This is a genomic window from Sorangium sp. So ce362 (assembly GCF_051519845.1).
In the GTDB taxonomy this organism is placed as follows: domain Bacteria; phylum Myxococcota_A; class Polyangia; order Polyangiales; family Polyangiaceae; genus Sorangium.
Map to the genome: position 1 here is coordinate 7,439,806 of NZ_CP150332.1, position 17,120 is coordinate 7,456,925.

Below are 17,120 nucleotides of genomic sequence, written 5' to 3' on the forward strand. Positions count from 1 at the left end.
CCGTACCTCCCGCGCGGCGCGCGCCGACAAGGCGAAGAACTTCTTGCTGGCGGCGCTGGAGCGCGAGGCGTCCCTGCGTCCGGCAAGGACGACGAGGCCGCGGCGGTGTGACGCTGGGGTGAGCCGCGGCGCCGGCCGCTCAGTCCTGCTCCTGCTTCGCGCCGATGCCGTGGCGGCGGAGGTAGGCCCGGACGTGCGCCCGCTCCATGCCCGCGCGCCGCGCCATCTCGCTCACGTTGCCCTTCGCGTCCTCGGACAGGGCGGCGAAATAGTCGCGCTCGAACCGCGCGAGGACGTCGCGCTTCGCTTCCTGGAACTGGCGGCCCTTGAGCGAAGCGAACGAGCTGTTGAACGAGCCGCCGCCGGCCGGGTGGATCGACGGCGACGAGTTGCCGTGCACCGGCGTCTCGGTGAGCGCGCCGAGGTGCGCCGCGACGTCGATCTCCTCGCCCTCGCCCGCGAGCGCGAACGCGACGGCGACCGCGTTCCTGAGCTCGCGCACGTTGCCCGGCCAGTCGTGGCGCATCAGCCGCTCGAGCGTGCTGTTCGCGATGCGCTCGTAGGCGCTCTCGTCGCCGAGATCCTTCAGCATCCGGCGGACGAGCACCGGGATGTCCTCCACGCGCTGCCGGAGCGCCGGCAGCTCGATCTTGATCTGCGCGACGCGGAAGTAGAGGTCGCTCCGGAAGTTGCCGCCGTTGACGGCGCGCACGAGGTCGCGGCGCGTCGCCGCGAGCACCCGCACGTCGACCTCGCGGTAGCTCGACCCGCCGACGCTCTTGATGCGGCGCTCGGCGAGCGCGCGGAGGAGCTTCGGCTGCACCTCGAGCGGCAGCTCTCCGAGCTCGTCGAGGAAGATCGTGCCGCCGTCCGCCTCGAGGAACGGCGAGAGGCGCTTGTCGACCGCGCCGGTGAACGCGCCGCGCTCGTGGCCGAACAGCGTCGCCTCGGCCAAGGTCGGCGGGATCGAGCCGCAGTCCACGACGACGAACGGCTTCTTCGAGCGGGCGCTCGCCAGGTGCAGCGCCTGGGCGACGAGCTCCTTGCCCGTCCCGGTCTCGCCCGTGATGAGCACCGTGAGGTCGGTCGGCGCCATCTTGGAGAGGCGCTCGAAGATGGCGCGCATCCCGGGGCTGCTGGCCACGAGCGGGCCGAACGACGGGATCGCCGAGACCGTGATGCGCTCGGGTCGCAGCGGCTCGAACTGGATCTCGGTCTCGCCGAGCCGGAGCTTCGTGCTCGTGAGCAGGTAGATGTCGCCGACCCGCACGCCGCCGACGAACGTCCCGTTCCTGCTGTCGAGGTCGCGCACGCGGACGCCCTGCTCGGTGGCGACGAACTCGGCGTGCACAGCGCTCACCTTGGCGTCGTCGACGACCAGCTGGCAGGCCGCGTTGCGGCCCACGATGACGGGATCGGTGCCGATCTCCAGCCACCCGCCGCCGCGAGCGGCCGACGACTTCGTCGGACGGATACGCCCGCCGCGCACCTCGACCCTGTTCTTCGTGCCTACCGTGGCGTCGAGCAACTCAGTTCCTCTCTGTCTTGCGGCGCGAAGGTGGGCCCTCCGGCCGGGGAATCTCTGCGCCCCCCCTCCTGCTCGGCGGCGCCGGGGGCACCGCGCCTCCGGCCCGGCTCGGCGGCGCCGGGGGTGCTGCGACCCCCGTCCTGCTCGGCGGCGCGGGCGGTGCTGCGACCCCCGTCCTGCTCGGCGGCGCCGGCGGGGCTGCGACCCCCGTCCTGCTCGGCGGCGCCGGCGGGGCCGCGACCCCCGTCCTGCTCGGCGGCGCGGGCGGTGCTGCGACCCCCGTCCTGCTCGGCGGCGCCGGCGGGGCCGCGACCCCCGTCCTGCTCGGCGGCGCCGGCGGGGCCGCGACCCCCGTCCTGCTCGGCGGCGCCGGCGGCACCGCACCTCCGGCCCGGCTCGGCAGCGGCGGGGGCGCCGCGATCCCCGTCCTGCTCGGCGGCGGCGGTACAACGCTCCCCGCCCTGCTCGGCGGCGGCGGCGGCACAACGCTCCCCGTCCTGCTCGGCGGCGGCGGCGGCACAACGCTCCCCGCCCTGCTCGGCGGCGCCGGCGGCACAACGCTCCCCGTCCTGCTCGGCGACGGCGGCGGCGGCGGCGAGCTCTGGCCGACGTCGGCGAAGCCGCCGTTCTCGGTCATCGTCGGGGGGCCGTCGACGACCGTGGGGTTGTCTTCCAGAAACGCATCGGGCAGCTCCGACGGGTACCGGCTCCGCTGCGAGCGGCGCATCGCGCGCGAAATGTTCACCGGCTGGATGGCGCGCCAGCTCGCGAGCGCCTCCGCCGCGGTGCTGAAGCGCCCCTCGCGCCGGCGATCGAGCGCCCGCTCGAGGAAGCGCTCGATGCCCACCGGCCACTTCTCGCCGGTCGCCTCGGCGAGCGACGGCGCCGGGCGGTCGAGCTTCATCGCGACGAGCACCGCGGCCGTCGCGCCCTCGAACGGCAGCCGCCCGGACAGGGCCCGGAAGGCCACCGCGCCGACCGCGTAGATGTCAGCCCGCTCGTCGGCCCGCGCGGCGCCCCGCACCTGCTCCGGCGCCATGTACGCGAACGAGCCCAGCGTCGCGTCGAAGGCCGTGAGCGTCGGCTCCTCCTTCTCACGCCGCGTGAGCTTGGAGATGCCGAAGTCGAGGATCTTCGCGCGCTCGCGCCGATCGGGCAGGCCGAGGTGCTCCAGGTAGATGTTTCCAGGCTTGAGATCGCGGTGAATGACCCCGGCGGCGTGCGCCGCCACGAGCCCCTGGATCACGTCGTCGATGATCGGGCCGACCTCGCTGAACGGCAGGTACTGCTCGCGCTTCAGCCGATCCGCCAGCGACTCGCCGTCGAGCTGCTCGAACACGAGCAGGTGCGCGCCGTCGTTCGCCTCTCCGACGTCGAGCAGCTGGCAGACGTACGGGCTCTTGATGGCCGAGGCGATCTTCGCCTCGCGGTCGAAGCGCCGCACGAGGTCGGGCTTCATCGCGGCGCGCGCCAGCAGGACCTTGATGGCCACCTGCTGCATGTCCGATTCCCGTGTCGCCGCCCAGACTTCGCCCATGCCGCCCCGCCCGAGTAAGCGGGTGACACGGTAACCAGCAACAAGGTCGCCCGGGTGGATCGCCACGTAACCTGGATCGGGACCGTACCACCGCGGACCCAGAACAGGTGAGAAAAAAGCGAGCGCCCAGGTAAACCCTGTGATTCCCGGAGCGAGCAGAACCGATCACGGAGCGGCACCACATCGCGCGCGGAGCGACGGCTCGCCTTGGTTCGGTGGACCACACAACGGCCGGCGCGGCGCGCCCTCGATCCGACGTGGCGGCGGGGCAGCGTGGCCGCGGCTCGGAATCCCGGGAGGAACTCGAGGAGCCGCGGCACTAGCCCGATGCGACATGATTCTGTAGGCTCGCCGCGCCATGCCGCGCACCGCCGAGGACGTTGAAACCTACCTCCTGCAGCTCGATCGCCGGTTCGAGAACGACGCCGGTACCTACCTCGTCTCGGGGGGCCCTGACGCGCCGCCGATCGCGATCCGCATCGATCCGCCGATCGTGGCGGTCCGCGTCTCGATCGGCTCCGTCCCCCCCGACGACGCCCACCAGACCAGGCTCTTCCGCCGCCTGCTCGAGTACAACGCGACGGATCTGATGCACGCTTCGTACGGGATCGAGGCGGGCACCATCGTCCTGTCGGCGGCGCTGGAGCTCGAGAACCTCGACATGAACGAGCTCGAGGCGATCCTCAGCGACATCGATCTCGCGCTCGCCCGCCATGTCCCCGTGCTGCACGATCTCGCGCTGAGCTGACCTGCCGCGACGTTCGACCCTGCGCTACCCGTGAGTTGGAGCTGATCTATGGGAATTTTCGCGCGCCTTGCGACCCTCATCAAGTCGAACCTGAACGACCTCATCAGCCGCTCGGAGGACCCCGAGAAGATGCTGAACCAGGTCGTCATCGACATGGCAAACCAGCTGATCGAGGCGAAGAAGCAGGTCGCCGTCTCGATCGCCGACGAGAAGCGGCTGGCGAAGCAGGCCGAGCAGGAGGCGGCCCACGCCGCCGAGTGGGAGCGCAGGGCGATGCTCGCGATCAAGGCGGGCGACGACGCGCTGGCCAAGGAGGCGCTGAACCGCAAGAAGGAGCACGACCAGCTCGCCACCACCTACAAGGACCAGTGGCAGAAGCAGAAGCAGGCGGTCGACCAGCTGAAGACGGCGCTGCGCCTCCTCAACGGCAAGATCGAGGAGGCGAAGCGCAAGAAGAACGTGCTCATCGCCCGGAAGAAGCGGGCCGAGGCGCAGAAGGCGATCCAGGAGACCATGAGCGGTCTCAACAACGCCTCCGCCTTCGAGACGTTCGACCGGATGTCGACCAAGATCGACCAGATCGAGGCCGAGGCGGAGGCCGCCACGGAGATCGCCGAGCAGTACACGGGCGACACGCTGGCGCACAAGTTCGGGCAGCTCGAGGCGACGGCGGGCGCGGACGACGAGCTGCTCGCGCTCAAGCGGAAGATGGGCGTGCTCCCGCCCGAGCCGCCGCCCGCCGCGACGCCGCCGCAGGTGCGCGTGGCCGGGGCGGGCGGCGCGCCGGCCGGCCCCCAGCAGGCCGAGCAGGACGAGCTCGCGGCGGCCATCGCGGAGCTCGAGGCCGAAGAACAACGTGAACAAGCCAGGATGAAGCGCTAGAGCACGCCCGCCCATGAGCCACGCCGCCACGGCGCTCCGCCGGACCGAGTCGAACGCCGCCCCCTCCGCTCCCATTCCCGTACACGCCGAAGAGGTCGGCGCCTTCCTCGAACGCGTCGGCGTGAGCTCGTCCGGCGGGCTCTCCGAGGCCGAGGCGCAGAAGCGCCTCGAGGAGCACGGGAAGAACCGCCTGCCGGAGACGAAGAAGAAGAGCGCGCTCCTCCGGCTCCTCGAGCAGTTCGCGAACCCGCTCGTCCTCACGCTCCTCGCCGCGGCGACGATCGCCGTCGTCGTCGGCTTCACGGCCGACAAGAGCGAGAGCTTCCTCCACAGGTTCGGCGACGCGATCGCCATCCTGCTCATCGTGATCCTGAACGCGTTCCTCGGTTACTACCAGGAGCGGCGCGCGGAGGCGGCCCTGGAGGCCCTCCAGAAGCTCAGCGCCCCGAACGCGCGCGTGCGCCGCGGCGGCAAGACCGTGATCATCGCGGCCGAGGACGTCGCGCCCGGCGACATCCTCGAGATCGAGGCGGGTGACTCGGTCGCGGCCGACGCGCGGCTCGTGCAGACGATCAGCCTCGCGACCGAGGAGGCGGCGCTGACGGGCGAGAGCGCGGCCGCGGTCAAGGACGCGCTCGCCCCGGTCGCGCACGACGCGCCGCTCGGCGACCGGGTCACGATGATCTTCACGGGCACGAGCATCGTGCGCGGCAAGGGCCGCGCGGTGGTGACCGCGACCGGCGTGCACACCGAGCTCGGCCGCATCGGCGAGATGATCCGCTCGGTCGGCGAGCAGAAGACGCCCCTCGAGGAGCGCCTCGATCGCTTCGGCTCGATGATCCTGCGGGTGTGCCTGGCGCTGTCCGCGGTGCTCCTCGGCTGGGGCTTCATCCGGGGCGGCCGGCCGTGGCACGAGCTCCTGCTCGAGGGCGTGAGCCTCGCCGTGGCCGCCATCCCCGAGGGGCTGCCCGCGATCACGACGATCACGCTCGCGCTCGGGATGCAGCGCATGGCGAAGCGCGGGGCGATCGTGCGCAAGCTGCCCGCGGTCGAGACGCTGGGCGCCGCGACGATCATCGCCTCGGACAAGACGGGCACGCTCACCCAGAACGAGATGACCGTCCGCAACGTGTACGCCGGCGGCCACCGCTTCACGGTCGCCGGCGAGGGGTACAACCCGGTCGGCGCGCTGCGCGACGAGGGCGGCGCGGAGGTCGTCGACCCCTCGGCGCCCCTCGGCTACCTGTTCGCGACGGTCGCGCTCTGCAACAACGCGTCGCTCAACGAGGACCAGGCGACGGGCCGCTGGAACATCGTCGGCGACCCGACCGAGGGGGCGCTGCTCACGCTGGCCGCGAAGGGCGGCCACTCGCGCGAGTCGGTGGCGCCGTCGCACGCGTTCGTGCACGAGCTGCCCTTCGACAGCGATCGCAAGCGGATGACGGTGATCACGCGCGACGAGCGCGGCCGCGACATCGCGCACGTGAAGGGGAGCGTCGACGTGCTCCTGCCGCTCTGCGTGAAGTTCGCCGACGACAAGGGCGTGCGGGCGCTGACCGAGGACGACCGGAGCGCGATCACCGCCGAGGCGGATCGCATGAGCGCGTCCGCGCTGCGCGTGCTCGCGATCTGCCGTCGCGTGCGGGTCAGCCGCGACGAGAACGACGTCGAGCGCGAGCTCACGTTCCTCGGCCTGGTCGGGATGATGGACCCGCCGCGGCAGGGGGTGAAGGAGGCGGTGGCCGAGTGCCGTCGCGCCGGCATCCGCGCCGTCATGATCACCGGCGACCACCGGCTCACCGCGACGGCGATCGCCAAGGAGATCGGGCTCTGGGACGAGGGCGACGAGGCGCTCAGCGGCGCGGAGCTCGCGGCGATGAGCGACGAGGAGCTCGCGCGGCGGATCATGCACGTGCGCGTCTTCGCCCGGACGACGGCGGAGCAGAAGCTCCGGCTCGTGCGGGCGTTCAAGGCGCACGGCCACATCGTGGCGATGACGGGCGACGGCGTGAACGACGCGCCCGCGCTCCGCGAGGCGCACATCGGCGTGGCGATGGGGCGCGGCGGCACCGACGTGGCGCGGCAGGCGGCGGATCTCGTGCTGGCGGACGACAACTTCGCGACCATCGTCGAGGCGGTGCGCGAGGGGCGCGCCATCTACCGCAACATCCAGAAATTCATCTTCTTTCTCCTCTCGTCGAACATGGGCCTCCTCGTGGCGGTGTTCGTCGTCTCGTTCTTCGGCAAGTGGCCTCCGCTGACGCCGCTCATGATCCTCTGGATCAACCTCGTGACGAACGGCTTGCCGGCGCTCGCGCTCGGCATCGATCCGCCGGATCCGAAGCTCATGAGCGAGGCGCCGCGGCCGCGCGACGAGGGCCTGCTCATCAAGCGCGACTACCTGGGGATCCTGTACGTCGGCGCCTTCATGGGGCTCGCGGCGGTGGCGCTCTACGCGACGTCGGACCAGACCGAGGACGGGCTGCTCCGCACGCGCGCCGTCGCCTTCTCGCTGCTCGCGCTGTCGCCGCTCTTCCACGCCTGGAGCTGCCGGAGCCCGGTGATCTCGATCTTCGCGTCGAAGCCGCTCGTCAGCCTGCCGCTCCTGCTGGCGGTGGCGGCCAGCGCGGTGATCCACCTTGTCGCGCTGCTCGTGCCCGCGCTGCGCCCGGTCTTCCGCACGTACGAGATGTCGTCGAGCGAGTGGATGCTCCTGCTCATCCTCTCGGCGCTCATCGTGCCGGCCGTCGAGATCGCGAAGCTCGTGTACCGCTGGATCCGCCCTGCCGACGCCGCCGCTGCCCGCCTCCCCGCCTCCGCCGGCTCCCGCTGACCCGCCGCTCTGGGCCGGCGCCGCCGGCCCCTCTCCTTCTCCGTTCCCCCTTCCCTCCCCCCTCCCCCGCCGCGTCGAGGTAGCCGCCTCGGCCGCGCCGGGGGCGCTGCCTCGAGCGGCTCGTGGCGGCGTCGGGCCCGCGCGCGAAGCGATCCGGAAACAAAGTGCTCGTGGTAAGAACAAGCGGGCGCGGAGAGGCGTCCAAACCCGAGCTTATGAGACGTAGAACACCCTATCTCCGTGCGCCGGGGGCTCCGGCCCTCGGTTTCCGCCTCGCCGCGCTCGCGCCGGCCGCGCTGGCCGTGCTGGCGGTCGCCGCTCCCCCCGCCCTCGCCGCCGGCGCGCCGCTCGCGGCGCCGCTCGTCGAGTCGAAATGGCTCAAGTTCGACGGGATCCCGAAGGAGTGGCCGGTGGCGCTCACCTCCCTCGGCATCAAGGTGAAGGGCAAGCCGAGCAAGGCCGATCTCGCCGCGCATGCGGCCATCGCCTACGACGACGCGCGGATCTACGTGGCGGCCGACGTGACCGATGACGCGCTGCGCGGCGGCGCGGATCACGTGAAGCTCGTCCTTGGCTTCCCGGGCGGGAAGGTCCGCGAGGTCGCGCTCTACCCGGGCCAGCCGGGCAAGACCGCGGGCAGCGTGAAGCTCCCGGGCGGCAAGGCGGTGGCGGGGGCGAAGGTGATCGAGGCGCCGCGGAGCGGCGGGTACACGCTGGAGGCGAGCGTCCCCTGGTCGGCGTTCCCCGAGGCGGCGACGACCCGGGTCGGGCTGCGGGCGGGGCTCTTCGTCCACGACGCCGACGGCGCCGGGGGGGTCGACGCGATCGTCGGCAGCGCCGCCTCGGAGGCGTACGGGGCGCTGTCGCCGCTCGCGACCGAGCCGGAGCTCGCGCTCACCGACGGCCTGCTGAGGAGCAAGGGCATCCGCGGCGCCCCGAAGTACGACCTCGTCGTCGACGTCGCCGGCGACGCGATGCGAGAGCGGGTGATCGTGCACGAGCGCTTCCTTGTCGTCCTTGGCCCCGGGTTCCGGAAGGGGGCGCAGTACTACTTCGAGGACCTCGGGGTCGACGCCAGCGACGGGATGCTGCCGTCGCTCACGGCGCGCGACCTGACGGGCGACGGCCAGGCCGAGCTCATCCTGAGGAAGCGCTCCGGCAGCGGCGCCAGGTACCGCGAGGTGATGCACGTCGTGCAGTTCGGCGCCGGCGACACGCCGAAGCCGATCTTCCAGCACGAGGTCGCGATCTCGACGGAGAAGGGCTCGGTCGTCAACGAGGTCGAGTTCGTGCCCGACGGCGCGAGGATGGCGATCCGCGTGGAGCCGGGCAAGGCGACCCGGTACGACGCGAGCAACTACGCCGAGGGGGTGGAGACGACGTACGACCCGCTGCTCTTGCCGTGGGGGTCGATCAAGTCGCAGCTCTACAAGCTCACCGGGGGGGTGTTCACGAAGGCGAGCGAGCAGCGGCAGGCGCCGGCCGCGGCGGCGCGCCCCGCGGCGAAGGCCGACGAGGCGCGGGGCGCGGCGAAGCCGCCCGCGCTGTCGCCGGCGGAGATGCTCGACAAGGTGTACGCGCTCTACCGGCGCGACCGCGGCGCCTCGTCGAGCAAGCCGCGGTTCGATCTCGGCGCCGACGTGGCCGGGGGTCGCGAGCCCGAGCGGGTGCTCCTGCACGACCGCGATCTCGTGGTGTTCGGGAAGGGCTTCCGGGGCGGCGCGGGGTACGCGTTCATGACGCTCGCGCAGTTCGCTTCCCCGGGCGACATCCGCTCGGTGAGCGCGCGCGATCTCACCGGCGACGGCAAGGCGGAGATCATCGTCCACGGCACCGTCCGCGCGGCGGCGCCCAAGGACGCGGGCGGCGGGACGGTGGATCGCGACGTGGTGCTCATCTTCCGGCTCGAGGGTGAGAGCATCCAGCGGATCTTCGCGGCCGAGGTCGCGCGCAGCATCGACGGCAAGAAGATCGCCGGCGAGCTCAAGTTCGTGCGCGTGGACGACAAGGTGGGGATCGAGCTCGCCCCCGGGCGGGCCATCGAGTGGACGGAGCAGACGTATCCGTTCAACCAGGACAAGGGCCCTGTCGGCGGCTTCGAGCCGCTGCTCCTGCCGTGGGGGGGAGCGCAGCCGGTGCGGTACGTCTGGAATGGGTCCACCTTCGCCAAGTAGGCGGGGCCGGCGATCGGCCGCTGCGCCCGATCGGGGGCGGCGGCCCCTGTGTCTGCGCGATTCGCCTGCTCCTGAAGAAGGCGTGACGAAAGCTTACCTGTCGTCGTAATGCGATGAGACATGGACGTGAGAGGCCTCTCGCGGTCATGTTTTCTTGTCCTGCCCCGGAGGTGGCCGACGAAGAGGACGACGATCTGCTACACTTGCTTGGTCACGGCGCGGCGCGAACGCTCGAGGCCCGCCGGTGGTTGGCCGAGCAGGTCGGTGCAGAGGAGAGCGCTATGGCGATGCGCGAGCTGGAAGGCTTCGACGAGGTGCTGCGGACGCTGCTGACGAAGCTGCCGATCGAGGCGTTGCTGCCAGCGCTGCCGATGGAGGAGTTGCTCGCCGGGGTGCCGCCCGAGCAGCGGGTCGCGGGGCTGACGCCCGAGCAGCGGCTCCTCCTGGCTCCCGACGAGGTGCTGCGGCTACTCCCAGACGACTACCTGCGCTCGCTGCCGGAGGATGTCCGGGCGCAGATCCGCGCCCGGATCGGCCGTCCGCTCTAGCGAGGAGCGGGATGCTTCCCGTCAGGTGCCGCTGCGAGGGTGGAACTCCTGATTGAGAGCGCGCGCGTAGAACGCGGCTTCTCGCGCCACGCGCTTCCAGTCCGGTCCGAACAGAGACTCCATGGACCGAAGAGCGAGCGGGCAGAGCTCGGGCGACCGCTCACCGCCCGAGAGCGCAGCGGAACCTAGCCCGCGGAGTCGCCGCATCCGCTCGACGTCTTCCGCGGTGATGGCCGTAGGCCCATGCAGGCGACCGCGAATCTGCTCCGCCATCGCCCCCTCGACGGCGATCAGGGTGTTTTCCCACGCCACGGGATCCACCTGGAGATCGGCGTCGCCGCGTTCGATCGCGTCGGCGAGGATGCGGATGTAGCCGCCTGCGAAGAGAACGGCCGTAGTCGCCCAGTCGAGCAGATCCTCTTGGTCTTCAGTGAGGGGTTGATCCGGGTGAGGCATACCCGGAGTCTAGTCCAGTCTCACGATGGGGAAGGGCGCGGCGTACATGGGGCCGCTTGGGGCCGACACGGGTGCGCCCTCCCCTCCCGCCCCCTCCGTCGCGCGGCGCCGGTGCGCCCGCAGCGGAGCTCGACAGGTTGACGACTTCCGACGCAGCCGAGCACCCGCAAGAAGCCCTGAAGCGGCCGGGCGGAGGCCGCCGCGTGCGGCTTGGGGTGATTGAAGAGGACCGCGTTCGCGTGGCCGTTTGCCGTTCACGGTCGCGTCATCCGGCGGGCTCTGGCAGGCAGCAGACGGTCGTCGGGCGCGCCTCGCCGCCGGCCGGGTCGCAGAACCCCACGTGATTGACCTCCAATTCGGCGCGGATGCTGCCGAGCGCCGCACCCTCCTCCTCGGGACGCAGGCAGCGATCGACCTCGCCGGCAGTCACCGTCGTCGTCCCGAGGAGCGCGTCTTCGCTGCACGCGCGATCCGAGTAGGCGCTCACCCGCGCGACGCACTCCCTCGGCGTGCGGCTGGGCACGCAGACGCACGGCTCGCAGCTCCGCGTGAGGTCCCGGTTATAGAAGATGAACTTTTCCGAGAACACGGGCCGCTCCCCCGGACCGGCGGGCGGGTAGCATCCGCGATCCCCCTCCAACCCGATCATGCAGTAGCGCCACCCGGGGGGCACGTTGGCCTCTTGCTGGTTGAGCATGCAGACATCCCCGCCCACTGGACACTCGAAGTGGGCCACCCCGCCACTGCACGCGATCGCGATCTTGGCAGGGCCCGCCGGCGGAGAGGGCTCGTCCACGGTGAACGGCGTGCACGAACCATCCGGCCCCGGCGCGATCCAGATCGCGCTGAACTCGTCTGCCGGCACGGTCCCTGGAGACGTGCACTCGCCTCGCCAGTTCCGGGGCGGATTGAACGGCCGGAGCGTCTCCGCCGGGGTGTTCTCGCACGAGGCGTCCGAGTGCGCCGCAACCAGCTCCGGCATGTAGCAGAGCGGAACGCTGCATCCACACTTGGGACAGGGCTCCTCGCCCGGCCGCACCGACCGCAGCCGGGAGAATACCGTCGGAGCGATCTTCTGCGTGTTGCGACGCTGAAGGTCGTATCCGGTGAGGTCTCCGCACGACGGCTCGGGCTCGTCAGGGTCTCCGATCCACAGGAGCAGCGGATTGTAGAAGCCGACCATCGGCCCTATCACGCACCTCCCGGCGCAGACGCCGTTGCTGGTGCCGTCCTCGTTGGTGATGTGGCAGAGATTCCCCGGGAGGCCGCACGGCGGCTCTGCGCTGCCACAGCCGCTCGCGACGAGCACGCCGCCCAGGCCCCCCAGCGACAGCGTGATCGACGCTCGCAGGAGCCACCGCCTTCTGTTCCAAATCATCGCTACCTCACCGCCTTCCCCGCGCGCTCCCGAGGAGCCCGTGCACGCTGAACCACCGGTTGGCTCCTGCCGCGGGCGGCGCGCCCGCCGCCCGCCGGTGTTCTCGACCAGGCCCTCACGGCGCCTCCAGCGCCTTCGGCAGGCAGCAGACCGTCTTGGCGTCGCCGACCACCTTGTCGTGGATGCGATCGCCACCCGTCGGCTTGCACGTCCCGGGCTCGTTCGAGAGCCACGTCGCACTCACGCTGCTCAACGTCGAGCCCGACACGGGATCGACACAGATCCCTTGTCTCTCGTTCACATCGATGCCGACGAGCACGTCGCTGCAGGCGCCGTCCTCCCACGCGACCACGAGCGCCTCGCACCGGCTCGCCGCCGGCGCCTCGCAGGTGCACGGCGAGCAACCCGGCGTGGTCTCCAGGTTCACATAGAACACCCCTAGCTTGTCCGAGAAGATCTTCCGAGGGTCCGCCCCTCCCTCGGGCTGCTGGCAGCCGAGATCCCCCGCCCCGACGATGCAATGGCGCCACCCGTCGGGCAGATGGGCCGGCTGCTGCTCGAGCATGCAGAGCTCCCCCTGCCCCGGACACAGCTCGTCTTCCACCACGCTGTCGCATGCGACGGCGACCTCGCCCACGCCTCTCGAGAGGGGCTGCGGGGGCTCGTCGGCCACGATCGGCGTGCACGGCTCCCAGATCGCTGGACCGATCGAGAGCGAGCCAAGCTGCTCCGCCGCCACCATGCCGGGCGACACACACGAGCCGTCCCAGCCTGCCGGCGGGAGGAACGACGTCTGCGTCCCCGCGCTGCCGTCGCCGCACGCCTCGATCGACGTCGCCGTCACGGTCTGCGGGAGCGCGCACGCAGGCGCCGTGCACGCGCAGGCGGGGCAGCCGTGCGTCGGCTCCGGCATGGCCCGCGCGAAGAGCGTCCGCGTGGCGCCGCCGAACGAGATCCGCTCGCCGGTCCCGGGGACGATCCGCACGAGCTCGGCGCACGACGCCGGCGCGAGCACCTCGGGCCCCGTCCAGACGAGCGTCGGCGCGCCGAACGAGGCCGACGGCGCGTGGACGCACTGCCCCCAGCAGTGCCCGTTGCTTGTGCCGTCGTCGTTCCGGATTTCGCACGCGACCGCCTCCGCGCAGTCGTACGCCCCGGCGCCGCTGCACCCACTGACCGCCGCCACCCCTCCGAAGCCGAGGAGCCAAAGCCCTGCCAGCCCTCTCTGCCGCACGCTCCGCATCGGTACTGCTCCTTCCGGCTCCGGCGCAGCCTCACCAGCTGCCGGAGAAGATCACGCCCCCGCCATGGCTCGCCGCGAGCGGCGCCGCGCGCACGGCGCGCTTTCCCGGCTCCGGCGCCCACAGGAGCGACGAGAGCGCGACCGCGCCGACGACGCCGGCGCCGATGAAGCTCCCCCATGCCGCGGCCTCCATTGTGTCGCGCGCGTCGTTCATCTCGAGCAGCGCACCGCATGGTTCGGTGTATGCCTTGGACAAGCATGCCGCCGCCCCGTTGCGCTGGCGGATCTGGGCGGCCTGCGCCTCCGCCTCCCCGCCGCGCACCGCCGCTGCCACGGCGAAGCCCGTACCCAGCACAACCCCGGCCGACGCGAGCGCGATCCCGCCGACGCGGAACACCGTGCCCGCCGACGGGCCCCCGGGCGCAGCGGCCGGCGCAGGCGCAACCGGCGCAGCGGCCGGCGCAGGCGCAGCCGCAGCCAGCGGCGGGGGCTCGGGCTCCAGATGAAGGCCGATCATCGCCTCCCGGCCCCGCTGCGCCTCGAACGGATAGACCTCATCGACATACCCCTCGAGCCTGCCGCGCGCCTCGTGCCGCCCCGGCTCGACGTAAACGAAGTACATGCCCTGTCCGCTGCCGATCCGCCGGCCGTCGATGAACACCTCGGCCTCGGGCCGGTTCACCGCGACGGTCGCGGGTGACACCTCGCGCTCCGCCCGCTGGAGCCCGTCGGAGAAGCGCCGCCGCACCGCCGGCGCGAGCGTCTCCGGCTCCAGCAGCGACTCCCGGAGGTGCTCCGCCGCATCCCGGAACCGCCCGAGCGCGAGCTCGGAGAGCCCGAGCTCCCCCGCGACCTCCGGCCGCGGATCCGCCTGCCACGCGGCGCGATACGCCGCCTCGGCTTCCGCCCACCGCCTCGCGCGGCGCGCCCTCTCGCCTCGCGCAAACGCCTCCTCGGCCCCGGAGCGCGCCGCGGCCGCTCCGGACGGTCCAGCAGGATGATCTTCGCCGGCAGACACCGCCGCGAGACTCCACACGACAGATGCAGCGGCCACCGCGAGGAGCAACCGGCCCGTGGAGCCCATCTCGCCGGCACACTACGGCTGAGGCTCCATGCGGTCAAGCTGCCTTGGCCCGGAGCGAACGATGAAATCAGCTCAACCGTCAGCCAATTTTGGTAGCTCCTCCGGAATGCTCCGCGCTCCCCTCCACAGCATGATCCAGAGCGCGCACACGCGAGCGCGATCGGCCTGGATCGGCCCGGTCCGGCTCGACGTTTTTCAAATGTCGAACAGACGCGCCACGTAACTGGACTGATATGGGGAAACCTTCTCGCAAGACCGACGCCGCCGCCGAGGGCTCACCGCTCACCCTCGAGACGATCATGGCCGAGCACCAGGACGCCATCCGCCGCTACGTGGAGCGGCGGGGTTTCCGGGGCGCGGATCGGGACGACATGGTCCAGGAGATCTTCCACGGCGCCGCGCGGTCGTTGCCCCGGTTCGATCCCCGCCTTGCCAGCGTGCGCACCTGGCTCCTGCGGATCGCGTTCAACCTCACCTCCAACGAGCGCAAGCGCGCCCATCGCCGACACGAGGCGCTGTGGCCGGACGAGGCGCTGGACGGGCTCCCCAGCGATGCGCCGGACTCCGAGACACGGCTCATCGAGGCGCAACGGAGCGACCTCCTCGCGGAGCTGCTCCTGGACGTCCCTCCGATGCGGCGTGAGATCCTCGTCGCGCACGACCTGGAGGAGGAGGCGGTCCAGGTCATCGCCGACGAGCGCGCGATCCCGCGCAACACCGCGTGGAACCACCTCCGGCTCGCGCGGCTGAGCCTCGACGCCGCCGCGCGGCGATGGCGGGCGCGGAACCGCGGCCGAGGCGCGCTGCTCGCGCCGCTCGCCATCGCGTTCGGCGCGGGCGAAGCGCGCGTGTCGTCGGAGCCGGTCCACGGAGGCCCGCTGCGGCGGCTGCTCGGCTGGGCTCGCCGCGCCCTCGGGCGCGCGCCGTCCCGCGGCGATGCCAGCCAGGCAGCGAGCTCGCAAGGCATATCGCGGGTGGCGACACGCGCTGTCGGAAGATCGGTGACCAACGCCGCCGCCGGCGTCGCGGCGGGCGCTCTCGTGCTGTTCGCCCCGGGTGGGACAGGCGATGTTGCGACGCCGCCAGCCGACGCGGTCTCGCGGAGCTCACCGCAGCTCCAGGCGGCCGTTCAGCGCGGCAGGGCCCTCCCCTGGGCTCCGGCGCGTCCGCCGGATCCACAGGCCGCCGGCGCCGCGGGCGGCGCTCCGCCGGATCCACAGGCCGCCGGAGCCGCGGGCGGCGTTCCCGAGGCGACAGGCCGCAGCCCGTCGAGCCTGCGGCGAGCGCCCGATCCGCTCCAGGGCGGCGGCGCCCTGTCCGAGCGCGAGGACCGGCTGTGGCGAGAGGCCATCGCGACGCTCACCTCGGGAGGAGGAGACGCGGCGCGCCGGCTGCTCGAGCAACACCGGCGCGAGTTCCCCCGGGGCGTCCACGCAGCTGCCCGCGAGGCGCTCCTGCGACGCCGGCCGGCCTCCGCGCGCCCCGAGTGACGCGGTGGGGGTCGGCTGCGAAGGCGAAGGCTGCCGCCCGTCGCTCAGGCCCGAGGGGTCCACGCCGGCGCCGGGGGTGGCTGGATTTCAACAGGAAGGCAGGAAGGCGGGAAGGCGAGCAGAAAAGCTCAATCATCTTCCCGGCTTCTCGCCTTCCTGTGAACCTCTCCGGGCAACTCCGGCGCGACCCCCGTGCGTCGGATTCCTGCCATGGTCTTGCGAAGGGCAGCCGCGCTCGGCGAGCATCGGCTCGTTTGGCTCAACCCAAGGAGGCGCCTGTGGCAGACCCCTACATCGATCCTTTCGAGACGAAGATTTACGGTAAGTTCGCGCGCGAGCAGATGGCCGCTGTCCTGATCGGCAAGCTCCCTGCGCTCGACGGCATGGTCGAGTTCGCGATCGGCAAGCAGCTCATGGCCGATCAGGCGATGTCCGACGTCCTCGATCGCCAGCCCAGGCCCGCGCCGGAGCTCGACAGCGGCGCGGTGCTCGAGGAGGCGCGGGACGTCATCGTGCGGTTCGCCTCGTACCTCGACTCGCTCAAGGGCAGGCCGGTCGATCCAAAGGTGTTCTTCCGCGGCGAGATGCCGAGCGTCCTCGCGCGCCGGCGGCTCACGAAGCTGACCGCGGCGGTCGGGCACATCGCCGACGAGCTGGAGAAGCACCGCGAGAAGATCCGGGGCGCGGAGGTGTGGCAGGCCGAGCTCAGGGAGGCGCACGAGAAGCTCGGGATCATCGAGCGGCAGCAGCGCGCCACGCGCGTCGAGCGGCTCGAGCTCGGCCCCGAGGTGTCGACCGCGCGCGAGGCCTGGCTGGGTGTCTACAACGCGAACAAGAGCCTCGTGCGCGGGCTGCTCGCCCACCTGGGCAAGCCCGAGCTCCTGCCGCTCCTCTTCGACGACCTGGCCGAGGTCCACCGCGTGAGCGGCGTGAGCGACGCGCTCCCGCCCGGCCAGCCGGCCGCGCCGCCCGTGGCGGCGGCCGGGCCGGCGGGCCAGCAGGAGGGCTCGCCGGACGCGTGAGCCTGCGGCCCGCTGCAACGCTTGATGCAAGCGTTGCAGCGGGCGACTCGGTCGCCGAGTCGGCCGTTTCAAGGCTTGAGACGGCCGACTCGGCGGGCCAGCGGGGCGGATCAAGGCTTGAGATGGGCGACTCGGCGGCCGAGTCGACCGTTTCAAGGCTTGAGATCGCCGACTGGGCGACCGAGTCGGGCGTTTCA

At 72.0% G+C, this 17,120-nt stretch carries 13 protein-coding genes; 7 read left to right on the forward strand and 6 right to left on the reverse strand.

Going from position 1 to position 17,120, the window contains the following annotated elements:
* Positions 1-139: 139 nt before the first annotated feature.
* A complete protein-coding gene (locus WMF17_RS28225) occupies positions 140-1,528 on the reverse strand; it encodes a sigma 54-interacting transcriptional regulator (RefSeq protein WP_437596263.1) in 1,389 nt (462 codons plus the stop codon).
* A gap of 1 nt (position 1,529) precedes the next feature.
* On the reverse strand, positions 1,530-3,131 hold the full coding sequence (locus WMF17_RS28230; protein ID WP_437644184.1) for a protein kinase domain-containing protein: 1,602 nt from the start codon (positions 3,129-3,131) through the stop codon (positions 1,530-1,532).
* Positions 3,132-3,423: 292 nt separating this feature from the next.
* On the opposite strand from WMF17_RS28230, the gene WMF17_RS28235 reads away from it, so the two are divergent.
* From WMF17_RS28235 to WMF17_RS28255, 5 genes are all read left to right on the forward strand, one after another.
* The gene (locus tag WMF17_RS28235) at positions 3,424-3,813 is read left to right on the forward strand and encodes a CesT family type III secretion system chaperone (RefSeq protein ID WP_437477700.1); all 390 of its coding nucleotides are present in this window, start codon (positions 3,424-3,426) and stop codon (positions 3,811-3,813) included.
* Between the two features lie 48 nt (positions 3,814-3,861).
* The gene (locus WMF17_RS28240) at positions 3,862-4,695 is read left to right on the forward strand and encodes a PspA/IM30 family protein (protein ID WP_437596265.1); all 834 of its coding nucleotides are present in this window, start codon (positions 3,862-3,864) and stop codon (positions 4,693-4,695) included.
* 13 nt (positions 4,696-4,708) lie between these two features.
* Entirely contained in the window at positions 4,709-7,528 is a 2,820-nt protein-coding gene (locus WMF17_RS28245; protein ID WP_437644185.1) for a cation-translocating P-type ATPase, read from the forward strand.
* 215 nt (positions 7,529-7,743) lie between these two features.
* Complete coding sequence (locus tag WMF17_RS28250) at positions 7,744-9,702, forward strand: hypothetical protein (RefSeq protein WP_437644186.1); 1,959 nt, start codon at positions 7,744-7,746, stop codon at positions 9,700-9,702.
* Between the two features lie 170 nt (positions 9,703-9,872).
* Complete coding sequence (locus tag WMF17_RS28255) at positions 9,873-10,250, forward strand: hypothetical protein (protein ID WP_437644187.1); 378 nt, start codon at positions 9,873-9,875, stop codon at positions 10,248-10,250.
* A 21-nt stretch (positions 10,251-10,271) separates the two neighbouring features.
* Here the strand turns inward: WMF17_RS28255 and WMF17_RS28260 are convergent, their stop codons facing one another.
* The 4 genes from WMF17_RS28260 to WMF17_RS28275 all read right to left on the reverse strand — a co-directional run bounded on the left by WMF17_RS28260 (position 10,272) and on the right by WMF17_RS28275 (position 14,345).
* Positions 10,272-10,706, reverse strand: a complete 435-nt coding sequence (locus WMF17_RS28260) for a hypothetical protein (protein ID WP_437644188.1) — start codon at positions 10,704-10,706, stop codon at positions 10,272-10,274.
* A 265-nt stretch (positions 10,707-10,971) separates the two neighbouring features.
* A complete protein-coding gene (locus tag WMF17_RS28265) occupies positions 10,972-12,084 on the reverse strand; it encodes a hypothetical protein (RefSeq protein WP_437644189.1) in 1,113 nt (370 codons plus the stop codon).
* Positions 12,085-12,199: 115 nt separating this feature from the next.
* On the reverse strand, positions 12,200-13,270 hold the full coding sequence (locus WMF17_RS28270; RefSeq protein ID WP_437644190.1) for a hypothetical protein: 1,071 nt from the start codon (positions 13,268-13,270) through the stop codon (positions 12,200-12,202).
* 88 nt (positions 13,271-13,358) lie between these two features.
* The gene (locus tag WMF17_RS28275; RefSeq protein ID WP_437644191.1) at positions 13,359-14,345 is read right to left on the reverse strand and encodes a hypothetical protein; all 987 of its coding nucleotides are present in this window, start codon (positions 14,343-14,345) and stop codon (positions 13,359-13,361) included.
* A gap of 299 nt (positions 14,346-14,644) precedes the next feature.
* Here WMF17_RS28275 and WMF17_RS28280 point away from each other — a divergent pair, with 299 nt between their 5' ends.
* Together WMF17_RS28280 and WMF17_RS28285 are read left to right on the forward strand one after the other, a co-directional pair.
* Entirely contained in the window at positions 14,645-15,901 is a 1,257-nt protein-coding gene (locus WMF17_RS28280; RefSeq protein ID WP_437644192.1) for an RNA polymerase sigma factor, read from the forward strand.
* Between the two features lie 278 nt (positions 15,902-16,179).
* Entirely contained in the window at positions 16,180-16,923 is a 744-nt protein-coding gene (locus WMF17_RS28285; RefSeq protein WP_437644193.1) for a hypothetical protein, read from the forward strand.
* Positions 16,924-17,120 lie beyond the last annotated feature (197 nt).